General features: G+C 34.2%; 9 protein-coding genes. 8 read left to right on the top strand and 1 reads right to left on the bottom strand.

The annotated features are described in order from the left end of the window. The 8 genes from IEW40_RS12160 to IEW40_RS12125 all read left to right on the top strand — a co-directional run. On the top strand, window positions 1-519 hold a 519-nt coding region (locus IEW40_RS12160; RefSeq protein ID WP_188618381.1), incomplete at its 5' end, for a phage tail-like protein. A gap of 432 nt (window positions 520-951) precedes the next feature. Next, on the top strand, window positions 952-3750 hold the full coding sequence (locus tag IEW40_RS12155) for a phage tail-like protein (protein WP_188618380.1): 2799 nt from the start codon (window positions 952-954) through the stop codon (window positions 3748-3750). Window positions 3751-3768: 18 nt separating this feature from the next. Further along, complete coding sequence (locus tag IEW40_RS12150; RefSeq protein WP_188618379.1) at window positions 3769-4326, top strand: phage tail-like protein; 558 nt, start codon at window positions 3769-3771, stop codon at window positions 4324-4326. A 39-nt stretch (window positions 4327-4365) separates the two neighbouring features. Then, the gene (locus IEW40_RS12145) at window positions 4366-4884 is read left to right on the top strand and encodes a GNAT family N-acetyltransferase (RefSeq protein ID WP_373283808.1); all 519 of its coding nucleotides are present in this window, start codon (window positions 4366-4368) and stop codon (window positions 4882-4884) included. Window positions 4885-4988: 104 nt separating this feature from the next. Further along, window positions 4989-5450, top strand: coding sequence for a transcriptional regulator (locus IEW40_RS12140; protein WP_188618378.1), 462 nt, complete (start codon window positions 4989-4991; stop codon window positions 5448-5450). A gap of 19 nt (window positions 5451-5469) precedes the next feature. Continuing rightward, window positions 5470-6654, top strand: coding sequence for an efflux RND transporter periplasmic adaptor subunit (locus IEW40_RS12135; RefSeq protein WP_188618377.1), 1185 nt, complete (start codon window positions 5470-5472; stop codon window positions 6652-6654). Beyond that, window positions 6654-9797, top strand: a complete 3144-nt coding sequence (locus IEW40_RS12130; RefSeq protein WP_188618376.1) for an efflux RND transporter permease subunit — start codon at window positions 6654-6656, stop codon at window positions 9795-9797. The genes IEW40_RS12135 and IEW40_RS12130 overlap by 1 nt, the downstream gene beginning before the upstream one ends. Window positions 9798-9814: 17 nt before the next feature. Then, on the top strand, window positions 9815-11221 hold the full coding sequence (locus IEW40_RS12125) for an efflux transporter outer membrane subunit (protein WP_188618375.1): 1407 nt from the start codon (window positions 9815-9817) through the stop codon (window positions 11219-11221). Window positions 11222-11941: 720 nt separating this feature from the next. Here IEW40_RS12125 and IEW40_RS12120 read toward each other — a convergent pair. Further along, window positions 11942-12655 carry a fibronectin type III domain-containing protein gene (locus IEW40_RS12120; protein WP_188618374.1) on the bottom strand — a complete coding sequence of 238 codons (714 nt, stop codon included), beginning with the start codon at window positions 12653-12655 and terminating at the stop codon, window positions 11942-11944.

The following is a 12655-nucleotide window of genomic DNA, read 5'->3' as shown; positions in this document are numbered from 1 at the left end:
GTAGCCATTGGCAAATCTAGTATCACTAGTAACAGCACCAGTATTTCCTTAGAATTTGGAACAGGCAATAAAGGAATTATTCTGCCTTGGGCTACCACTGCTGCAGGAGTTTCTTTGTCACCAACCGCTAATGCAAAAGGAGGGGCTTTCATTTTGGATGTGGCTGACCGAAAGGTGAAAATAAGCAGAAACAACGGAACATGGTTTGACCTTAGTGTTCATAATATAGAAAAACCGGCAACAGGAGGTAATGTGGCCATTAATAATGCTTTACAAACCAATGCTTCATTTCCAGAAAGAGCAGATGCTAAGACGATGATTGGCGGCAATCCTACAACAGATTCTACCCCCGGAATTCTAGTTTTGGCAGATACAGACAAAGCGATGATCCCCCCTTTGGTAACAGACCCTGCTAGCAACATCAAGAATCCAGCGCCTGGAATGATGGTTTATGACCCTACCAAAAAACTACTCGCCGTTTATAATGGTACTGTTTGGTCATATTGGAGACAACCTTAGGCTTTAAAAAGTATTAAATTTAGAAAATTTTTATCTTTTTATGATTGGAATTGTGAAATGAAATTTTACACTTTTTTAATTGTCTGTTTCATAAAACTTTTTGAAAATGCCTGAATGAAATAGTGTTTGGTGTTTGTTATTACTAATAATTATCGAGTTAGATTTATGGTTTAACCTGATGTCTATAATTTTATCAATTTTCTAAAAATCTATTAACAAATTTACATAGAGTAATGATAAGAGCGATATTTTTTATAGCCAATAATTAGCGAAAAATTTTTGGCTATAGGTAATGGTAAAGTTTTATAAAAAATAATATTTTTAATAATAAAGTAAATATTTTAAATTTTAACACTTAATATAATCTTTATTTTGTTAATTTTGTATTAAACAAATGCCATGAATCAATTTTTAATAAATAAAAGTATAAAAATGAGATTTTTTATTTTGTTTTTATTGTTATTTGTGAGTATAGCAACTGCTCAAAATTTTCATGTAGAAAGTATTGAGGATACAAATTCTAGTGATCGATTTAGTTTGTTAGGATTTAAAGAGGATAATTTGTCTTATAATTCTATAGCTAGTCCATCTAATTTTAATTCTAGTAAATTTCTTAATAATTTAAACAAAATAGAAGAGGTATTTTCTCCAAAATCTTTGATTACAAGATCAAGATCAATCTCTTTATTGCAAGTATTGGCTGTAGATGATAGTTTTTTTTCAATATTTGTAGGCTCGGCCACTCCATCAGTATTTATCAATGATCAGTCAGAAGATGGGAGTGAGCCTAATAGTAGTAACACAGATGTAACCCTTACTAATACGGGAGGTTTAGTAGGTGCAACAATAAATGATGATGGTACTATCAATGTTCCTTTCAGTGCTACAGCTGGTACATATAATTTGACCTATCAAATATGTTCGCCTAAAGGCCAGACAACCAATTGTGCCTCGGCAAATGTGTCTATAGAAGTATTTGAAATTTCCCCTGCACCGCCACCCATCGCTGATACGGATAATGATGGTATAGAAAATTCTACCGATTTAGATGATGATAATGATGGGATTTTGGATACTGCAGAATGTCCAATTTTTATTAATAATGGTTATTTTGAATTTAATTTAAATGATTGGCAAGCAGATGCTTCATGGATTTGGGAAGTAGGCGCAGCAGTTCATATTTTAGATAATTCTTCAGGAATTGCACTTTATCAAGATTTGGCGATACCAAATCAACCACTAAAATTAACTTTAAAAGTAGGAGCTCAAGATAAAGATGATCTTGCTGGGAATACTGGTGAACTTAAAGTTGTTTTGAATGGAGTTGTCTATGCTACGATTAATAACAGCACTGACCGTACAGCTAATAATGTAAGTATTATTATGGAAAATGGTGCAACTAGTGATTTTGTACCATTTACTACTGGTAATAATTCAGGATATACTTATCAAACATTTACCATAAGTATTCCATCACCTGGAACTCCAATTTCGCCGCCAAATTCTAGGTTATTATTTAGAATAGAATCTGGGAATGATGATTGGAGTATAGATAATATATCTTTTTGTGATTTAGATGGAGATGGTTTGCCTAATCATTTGGATAATGATTCTGATAATGATGGTTGTGCAGATGCTATAGAAGGAGCAGGTGCGATTAGTTTTTCTGAAATAGATGCTAATTTAAGAATAAAAGGAGGGATAAATTCAAATGGAGTTCCTCTTTTGGCAGGAGCAGGACAAGCTGTAGGAGATTCGCAAAATAATGCAATTGTAGATTGTGTGTCAGTAGATTCTGATGGAGATGGTATCCAAGATTGGCAAGATTTAGATGATGATAATGATGGAATATTGGATCTTGAAGAATGTACTCCTAAAATTGTATCATTAAATAATTTAGTTCTTTTAAGGGATCCATCAATTACTGAAAATTTTTTAGTGGGAGATAAACTCATTAATAGAAATGTAGCTACATTAGCAGGCATTAATTATGATGCTATTATTACTATTGTAAATAAAAATTATAAAGGAGATACAACACCAAGTAATTTGAATTTAGGGATTACTACCTCTGGAGTTACTAAAGGTACATTTGATTTAAAGAACATCAATTCTACAAAAGATGCTTATTTTGAATACAGATTAGAATTTGTAGAAAGTGGTACGGTGGTTAATAATAGCAGTATAGTAATTCCTAGAACTCTACAAGATATAGATATTGTTTTTAGAGATATTGACGGCAGGGGGTCAAGGCCAGAAACAGACGTTGTGGGTTTTAAAACTACCAATTCACCACAAGAAATACCTGGAAGCAATATAGGGATTGGAGGTTTTGTACATAGTACAGGGCCTGCTGGTTTTAAATATTATCGATACAGTAACTATAGTGGAAACTCTGCTGTTCCTAATGTTGACCCAAGTGATAAAGATTATTGGTTGACCTTATTTTTTAATTCATTTACTACAGAAGATTTTGTCTACGGATTTACTGGTAATTCTAACACAAATACCTCTGAAAGAGCGGCCTTTATTGATGTTGTTTTCGCCTCTAGTTCTTGTGATACAGATGGAGATAGTATTCCGAATTCATTAGATTTAGACTCTGATGGAGATGGCTGCCCTGATGCGATAGAAGGTTCGGAAAATGTTAAGTTCCAACAAGTTCATTCTTTAACATTGCCATCAACAAACGTTAATTATCCTTACAGAGGTCAGATAAAAGTAAAAGCTGACGGATTTATTTCAGGTAGCCCATCAGAAATTGTAAGTAATCTAGCAACAGCAATTGGAGTGCCTGAATTGGTTAATAATCAATCTAATAATAGTTCGGGAAATTTGGGGCAAGCGGATAATACTGATGGGGCAGCTGATTTGGCGCAATTGTCTTCATCAGCGTATATTAACTTAGTTAAAGATATAGACTGCGATAGATGTTTTAGGCTTTCAAGTACAAGCGGAACTACTTTAGATTCCAACTTTGGTATTACTGCATTAGAAAGGGCAGGGGCTGATAATGGCAATTGGCCGATGAAGGTTAAAGGAGCTTATTTGGTTTTGGATGCAAAAACGAAAGGGTTTGTTATCAATAGATTAACTCAAACAGAGATCAATGGTCTGGCCCCAGTTTTAGGAATGATGGTGTATGATACGACCAATAATTGTTTGAAAATATATGATGGTAGTTCTTGGAAGTGTTTCAATACACAAACTTGTGATGATTTTAATAATTAACTGTAAAAAATAGGCGTTATGAAAAGTATTAAATTCCTTTTAGTGTTTGTGGGTAGTTTAGTTGCGGCACAAATTACCATAGAGAAAAATACACCATCTCAAGCGCCAGCCAATGCTTCGGTATCAATAGAATTAGGAAATGCTACGGGTGGAGCTAAAGGAATTGTCTTGCCATGGGTTACAGATATTGCTGGTCTGATTGCTCCTGTTCCTGGAACTTTGGTTTTTGATACTTCAACACAAAAAATAAAGTTTTCAAGATCAGCTAATTCAGGGAGTTTAGTCATCTCGTCATGGGTAGATTTATCCGATGGAGCTGCTCCTCCATTGGTCAATAGTTTGGCAGATGCTAATCCAGAAAATAGTTTAGCAAAAGCGCTTGTAGGAGGTAATCCTGATACTGATGTTACTATGGGAGTTTTGGTACTAGCAGATACAGATAAAGCTATGGTGTTACCAAGAGTTAATTCTTATAAAGATATTGTAAACCCTAGTGCAGGAATGATGGTTTATGTGACTTCTAATCATCAATTGGCGGTTTATAATGGTAGAGAATGGTCATTTTGGAAGCCATAATGATTTAATTTTTTAAATTTGTTTTTTAAAGAAATCATTTTGGAAACCATCAATCAATTTTATTTTAGAAAAGCTCAAATTTCAGAAGCTGAAGTCATTTGGAAAATACTACAACAAGCTATTGAAAGACGTAGAAAAGATGGTAGCAATCAGTGGCAAGACGGCTATCCTAATCAAGAAGTCGTAAAAACGGATATCTCTTTAGGTAAAGGATACGTACTAGAATTTGAAGGTAAAATTGCGGCTTATGCAGCTTTGGTCTTTAATGATGAACCTGCTTATGATGAGATAGAAGGAGATTGGTTGACACATGGTGATTATTTAGTTGTACATAGAGTGGCAGTTTCTGATGAATATTTAGGAAAAGGGATAGCAGTTGGTCTTTTTAAAATCTTAGAAAATTTTGCCAGAGCGCATCAAGTATATAGTATAAAGGTGGATACTAATTTCGATAACTTGGCGATGCTTCATATTTTAGAAAAGCTTCATTATCAATATTGCGGAGAGGTCTATTTTCGGGGAAGTGCTAGAAAAGCATTTGAAAAAGTACTTCAGTAAACAAAAATAACCTTTATTTATTGTTTTAGATTGATAAAATCAATGCAAAATAGTTCGGTTTGTTTCGAACTAATATTTAAATTTGTTACTGTAATATAATTTTTTTGAAAACAAATATAAAAATAGAGCAAGGCATTTATCAAGAATTGGTAGATTTTTACGGAGGAATATTTTCTCTTCCACCTTTGGCTGCAAAGATATATGCTTATTTGATTTTTGATTTCGAAAAAAAAGGACTTTCTTTTGATGATTTGGTTACGGTTTTTTCTGCCAGTAAGAGTTCTGTTTCTACCAGTATTAATTTTCTTTTGAATGCCAATTTAATTAAGCCTCTCAATAAGATTGATGAGCGTAAGAGGTATTTCTTGGTCAATGAAGAATTTATAAGCATTAGGTTTCAAGAAATTGTAGAGCGTATGAAAAGGGAGATTAAAATTTTGGAACAATTAAATACTTACAGAGAATCTTACCATCAGAATCAAGAATTATCGGATAGGTATATTATCTACAAATCTCTTTTAGAGCGTAATATTGAAAATATAGAGGATACATTAAAAAAATTATGAATAAAAAATTTATTTAGATATGAAAAATAGAATATTAATGCTTGTTTTTTCTTTTTTGGCTTTATGGTCATGTAAAAAAGAAGGACCAAAAAAAGACGGTCCAAAACCATATCCTGTAGTATCTGTAGAAGCTAAAAATGTAACGGGTTATGAAAAATTTCCAGCTTCTATAAAAGGGATTGTCAACAATGATGTTAGGGCAAAAATTCAAGGATATATAACTCAGGTCTTGGTAGATGAGGGGCAGTATGTCAATGCAGGGCAACCTTTATTTAAGATAGAAACCAATATACTTACAGAAAATGCAGATGCTGCAAAATCTGGCATTAGTGCTGCTCAGGCTAATGTGCAAGCGGCAAAGGCAGCGGTGAATGCGGCTCAAGTAGAGGTGAATAAATTAAAACCTTTGGTAGAAAAGAATATCATCAGTAATATTCAATTGCAAACGGCTTTAGCCAATTTAGCAAGAAGCCAAGCGCAACTTTCTCAGGCTATTGCTGCACAACAACAGGCTTCTGCCAATTATAAGTCTGTACAAGCTAACATAGATTATTCTATTATTAGAGCGCCAATTTCTGGAGCTGTAGGAAAATTACCATTTAAAGTGGGTAGTTTGGTAGGGCCAAATGACGCTACGCCTTTAACTACTATTTCAGACACTCGTTCTGTATATGCTTATTTTTCTTTAAATGAAAAACAGTATTTAGATTTTTTAGAAAAATCATACGGAGCTACTGTTCCTGAGAAAATTAAAAATTTACCAATGGTAGAGTTAGAATTGGCTAATGGCAGTTTATATCCTGAAAAAGGTAAAATAGAAGTTGCAACAGGCCAAATAGACCCTACTACGGGAACTATACAATTTAGGGTAGGTTTTCCTAATCCCACCAAATTATTGAGCAATGGAAATAGTGGAACGATAAGATTTCCAAAAGTTTACGATCATGTTTTGGTGGTTCCAGAAAGTGCTACTTATGAACAACAAGGTATAGTGTATCTCTTTAAAGTAGAAAAAGATACCGCCAAAAACTATGTGATAGATGTAGAAGATAGAGTGAATAATATGATTGTAGTAAAATCTGGAATCAATAAAGGGGAAAAAATCATTGCTTCAGGAATAGGTGGATTAAAGCCTGGCACGGCAATCATTCCGAAACCAGTAAAACTTGACAGTTTAGTTGAATCTGTAAAACCAATTTTCTGATGATAAAGAATTTTATAAACAGACCGGTTTTATCTACTGTAATTTCTATCATTATAGTAATACTAGGTATTTTGGGTTTAATTATGTTGCCAGTTACCCAGTATCCAGATATTGCACCACCTACAGTTTCGGTTTCTGCCAATTATACAGGAGCTAATGCTGAAACCGTTATGAAAAGTGTGGTAGTGCCACTAGAAGAGCAGATTAATGGGGTGGAGGGAATGAGTTATATAACTTCATCGGCAGGAAATGATGGTTCTGCCAATATTCAGATTTTTTTCAAACAAGGTGTCAATCCTGATATTGCAGCGGTAAACGTACAAAACAGAGTAGCTAGAGCTACACCATTGCTACCTAGCGAAGTTACGCGCTCTGGTGTGGTTACTCAGAAGCAACAGACCAGTGCGCTGATGTATTTGTCTTTTTATTCTGAAAATAAAAAGCTAGACGATGTTTTTTTACAAAATTACCTCAATATCAATGTGATTCCTAATTTAAAGAGGATTAATGGAGTGGGAGATGCGAGTGTGTTTGGGGGTAAAAATTATGCTATGCGTATTTGGTTAGACCCCTCTAAACTTGCTGCCTACGGATTAACGCCAAGTGATGTTACTACTGCAATTAGTGAGCAAAGTCGTGAGGCTGCAGCCGGTTCTATAGGGCAAAATAGTGGGAGTTCTTTTGAGTACATTATCAAATATGTTGGTAAGTATAATACCAAAGAGCAATATGACAATATCATTATAAAATCTCTTGGGAATGGGCAGAATTTGATGTTAAAAGATATAGCCAAAGTAGAGTTATCTGCGCAGTCTTATACTGGTTTTGCACAAAATGGAGATAATCCTGCGGTGAGTATGGCTGTTTTTCAGACACCAGGGTCTAATGCTCAGGATATCATTAATAATATCAAGGCTTATTTGAAAACATCAGAAAAAGAGTTTCCAGAAGGCATACATTATATTTTCAATTTTGACAGTAATGAGTTTCTAGAGGCTTCTATAGAGAAGGTAGTACATACGCTTTTTGAGGCCTTTATTTTAGTGTTTATTGTTGTATTTATTTTTTTACAAGATTTTCGTTCTACATTAATTCCTGCTATTGCAGTTCCGGTTTCTATTGTTGGGGCGTTTTTCTTTTTGAATTTATTGGGATATTCCTTGAATTTATTAACGCTTTTTGCGTTGGTTTTAGCGATAGGGATTGTGGTAGATGATGCCATAGTGGTGGTGGAGGCTGTACACTCTAAAATGGAGCATGGCATCAATGATGTGAAAAAAGCAACCACAGAAGCTATGAATGAAATCACGGGAGCTATTATATCTATTACTTTGGTGATGGCAGCGGTGTTTATTCCGGTTACCTTCATACAAGGGCCAACGGGTGTTTTTTACAAACAATTCGGGATTACCTTGATTGTAGCCATTTTAATCTCAGCGATAAATGCATTGACATTAAGCCCTGTTCTGTGTTCATTGTTTTTAAAACCTGCTCATCATGATAAAGAATACGAACAAAAATCAATGATGGGAAGATTTTTCCACCGATTTAATCTTGGTTTTAAGGCTGCAACGGATAAATATGGTAGAGCTTTTGTTTTTCTTATACGTCACAAGTGGGTTACTTTGATTATTTTCGGAATCACAATAGGTTTGATATGGTTCAGTTCTTCTACTATGAAAACCGGATTTGTGCCCAATGAAGACCGAGGTATCATTTTCGCTAATGTAGAATTACCTGCAGGAGCATCTATGGAAAGAACCTATAATGCCTTAAAACAGATTCAAAAAAAGGCTTTGAAAATACCTGGAGTAAATAATGTTACCATTTCTACAGGTAGAGGTTTTTTATCGGGCAATGGCAGCAACTATGGACTTGCTTTTGTGAGGTTAGAACCATTTGATGAAAGAAAGGAAGATGAGCAAAAAATTGAAAATATTACAAAAAAATTATTTGGCATAGCGGCTACTGTGCCAGATGCTAAAGTGGTGTTCTTTCAGCCGCCTTCAGTACCTGGTTTTGGAACAAGTGCGGGTTTTGAAGCGGTGCTATTAGATAAATCTGGTGGTGAATATTCAGAATTGGATAAAGTTTCACAGCAATTTATCGGAAAATTGATAGAAAGACCCGAAATAGAGTTTGCTCAAACCTCTTTTAATACAAAATATCCACAATATCAGATGAATATTAATGTTCCAGTAGCAGAAAATGCTGGAGTATCTGTGTCGAGTATTTTATCTACTATGCAAGGATATATAGGAGGAATTTATACAGCTGATTTTACCAAATATGGAAAACAGTTTAGGGTAATGGTGCAAGCCTTGCCAGAGGCAAGAAGCAATCCACAAAGTTTGAACAGTCTTTTTGTAAAAACTAAGTCAGGTGCTATGGCGCCAATTTCTGAGTTTGTAACCTTAGAAAAAACTTATGGCCCTCAGTCTGTTAGCAGATACAATTTATTTACTTCTGTTAAAATTACGGGTTCTAATGCTGAGGGGTATAGTACGGGGGATGCGATTAGCGCAGTGCAACAAGTGGCAGAAGAAACATTGAGTCAGAATTACAATGTAGAATTTACAGGATTGTCTAGAGAGGAGCTGGCTTCAGGTTCACAGACTTTAATCATCTTTGTATTGAGTTTAATCTTTGTGTATTTTATTTTAGCGGCACAATATGAAAGTTATATATTACCATTGGTAGTTGTGATCTCTCTTCCTTTAGGGGTAATGGGAGCTTATATAGGACAGAAATTAGCAGGTTTAGAAAACAATGTGTATTTTCAGATAGCACTTATTATGTTGGTAGGATTGCTTGCTAAAAATGCGATATTAATTGTAGAGTTTGCGGTACAAAGGCGTCATCATGGCGAAACCATTGTAATGTCTGCAATTAATGCTGCTAAGGCAAGATTAAGGCCAATTTTGATGACTTCTTTTGCTTTTATTTTTGGTTTACTTCCATTGATTTTCGCTTCTGGAATTGGCTCGGTAGGTAACCGTTCTATTGCTACAGGTGCGGCTACAGGATTGTTGATAGGTACTATATTAGGTTTAATTGTTATACCGGTGTTGTATGTCATTTTCCAATGGTTGCAAGAAAAGGTAAAGCCAGTGCAAAAATTGGAATTAAGTTTAGACGAATAATTATAATTGTAAAAAAAATGAAAATATCATATCATCGCTTCATCTATCTCTTATTGGTATCTGTGCTTGTTGCCTCATGTAAAATGCGACAAGACTATGAGAGGCCCAAAGAGCTTACAGATACCCAATTGTATAGAACAGATTTATTGCCTAAAGATAGCATGAGTATTGCTCAACTTTCTTGGAAAGAAATATTCACAGATGCCACTTTACAGAAATATATATCTAGAGCGTTAGAAAATAATTTAGATATTAGAATTGCCTTGCAGAATATCGCTGCTTCGGAAGCGTATTTGAAGCAAGCTAAAGCCGCTTATGTTCCAGCTTTGTCAGTTGGTCCGGGGTATACCTTCCAAACGCAATCTCTCAATACTCAATTTGGTCAATTAATTGGGGAAAGAAGATATGTTAATCAATTTGACGTTACTGCCAATTTAAGTTGGGAAATTGATATATGGGGCAAGTTGAGAGGTCAGCAAAAAGCTCAATGGTCTTCTTATCTGGGTAGTGTGGCGGCGCATCAAGCGGTGAAAAGTAATATTGTAGCTTCAATAGCTACAGCTTATTACCAATTGCTATCGTTAGATGAGCAAAAGAAAATCATCAACAATACCATAGAAGTTCGGAAAAAGAATTTAGAAACTACGAAAGCTTTGAAGGAAGCAGGTACGCTGACAGAGGTTGCGGTGCAGCAGAGTGAAGCGTTGGTGTATAATGCAGAGGCGTCTTTAATTGGTTTAGATGTGCAGGTACAAATTCTAGAAAATACCATCTCATTATTAATGGGAGAGTCTCCTCATTCTATAGAAAGGAGTTCACTAGCAGAACAAAAATTGAACATAGAAACCAAATTGGGTTATCCTATATCGCTTTTGTCTAATCGACCAGATGTAAAGCAAGCTGAATATGGTTTGATGAACGCTTTAGAGCTTAGCAATTCTGCCAAAGCACAATTTTATCCTTCATTTAGGATATCAGGAAATACGGGTTTGCAATCTGTAGATATAGAGCATCTTTTTAGTAGTCATTCTTTATTTGCTTCTTTGGCGGCAGGTTTAGCACAACCTATTTTGAATAGGAGGGAAATAAAAACCAACTATGAAGTAAGTTTGACCAATCAAGAGAAAGCTTATTTGGCTTTCAAAAAATCTATTTTAAATGCTGGGAATGAGGTTTCAAATGCATTAAAAATGTATCAATCCCAAGATCAATTCATTGTCCTTAAAAAAAAGGAAATGGAGGCTTATAAAAAATCTGTAGATTATTCTCAAGAGTTGGTGAACTATGGCATGGCTAATTATATAGAAGTATTAAATGCTAATGTTAACCAATTGAACGCAGAGCTCAATATAGCCAATGCAGAATACGCAAAATTGCAGTCAGGTGTAGAATTATATAGAGCACTTGGCGGAGGTTGGAAATAAATATTTGTTACACACCCCTATTTTTAATAGGGGTGTATTGAAAAAAAACATATAAATATTAATTTAATGTTAATTTTAATAGGGGGTGTTTGTTTAAATTTGCATATTTAGAATAAAACGCCTTATATTTGTCTCGGGTAATAAACAATAATTGGTTATTGAAACAAAAACGATGGATGATTGCTTTTACTCAGAGAGGTGATTTTTGACGAAATAGTTTTTATTTTTTAGAAGAAACAATCAGAATATATTTTTTTAATTTTTCTTTATGAAAGAACAATGAATAGATTTTACTACAGGTAATCTTCTGTTCTCATTTTGCTCATATTTTGTTCTTTTATTGAAAAATTTTTTGTGATTTTAACATTGTTGCAATTATATTTTTCTGTATTGTTTTTTCAATATTTTGAGATTTTTTTTAACTTTTCTTAAATGTTTGTTTACAAGATAAAGAGGATTGTTTTTCTTCCCTTTTATTTATACAGTGAAGTTTTGGTTGACTTCGGATTGTCATTTTTATCTTGATTGAAAAGTTTTCATTTTATAAGTCATGATTGCTGAATTGAATGTAGGAGTAATTATCATCGTTTTGTTATTAAGAAAATTATTATCCTATCTATGAGGTTAGATAGAATTAAAAAGAATAAAATTTAGGATTAATATGTAAAAAGCCTTTCAGAGATTTTCTGAAAGGCTTTTTCAATAGTTTTTGATTAGGTTTTAATTGGTTTTAAAGCTCCATATTTGGCCAATAGTTTCTCCACCTTTGTTATCTTTTACCACCACTCTCCAGAAGTAAGTAGTAGTAGCTTGTAAGCCAGTAATTTGTGTGGTTTTGGTCGAAACATTGGTTTTTGAGTTTGTAAGATTGGTTTTGCTAGTTCCCCAATAAATATCATAACTCAAAACATCTGATGTGTCAACATCTGATGCATTCCATTCTAAATCTACTGTGGTATTGACATTAGTGTCTTGAGCAGGTTTTACCAATTGAGGCATAAATGGCAAATGGTTGGTTGTGGCGTTTGCTTCGGTGTATAAACTATTTGTAGTGGAAAATTCACTAGAAGCATTTTTGCTATCGATAGCCTTTACTCTCCAATAGTAAGCTTTTCCTTTATCTAAAGTAAATGTATAAGAAGTAGAGTTTACGGTAGAGCTATTGATTATCTGGGTAAATTGATTGTCAGTAGCAATTTGTATTTGGTATGTAATGGCATCATTTTGTGCGTCTGTAGAGGTGTTCCAATTGAATGTTAACGCATTGCTAATACAAAGGCTTTGGTTGGTAGGTGATATCAAACTAGGAACCGTAGGAGCAGAATTAGGTGTTGGAGTAGGAGTAGGATCTACGCCTCCGCCGTTTCCACCACTACCACTACAAGAAATTATGATTAAACTTGGGATAATTAATTTTAGAATATTGTTTTTCAT

This window comes from Cloacibacterium rupense, from assembly GCF_014645495.1.
Taxonomy (GTDB): domain Bacteria; phylum Bacteroidota; class Bacteroidia; order Flavobacteriales; family Weeksellaceae; genus Cloacibacterium; species Cloacibacterium rupense.
Note: the sequence above shows the minus strand (reverse complement) of the source record. Positions and strands in the feature narration are given on the sequence as shown.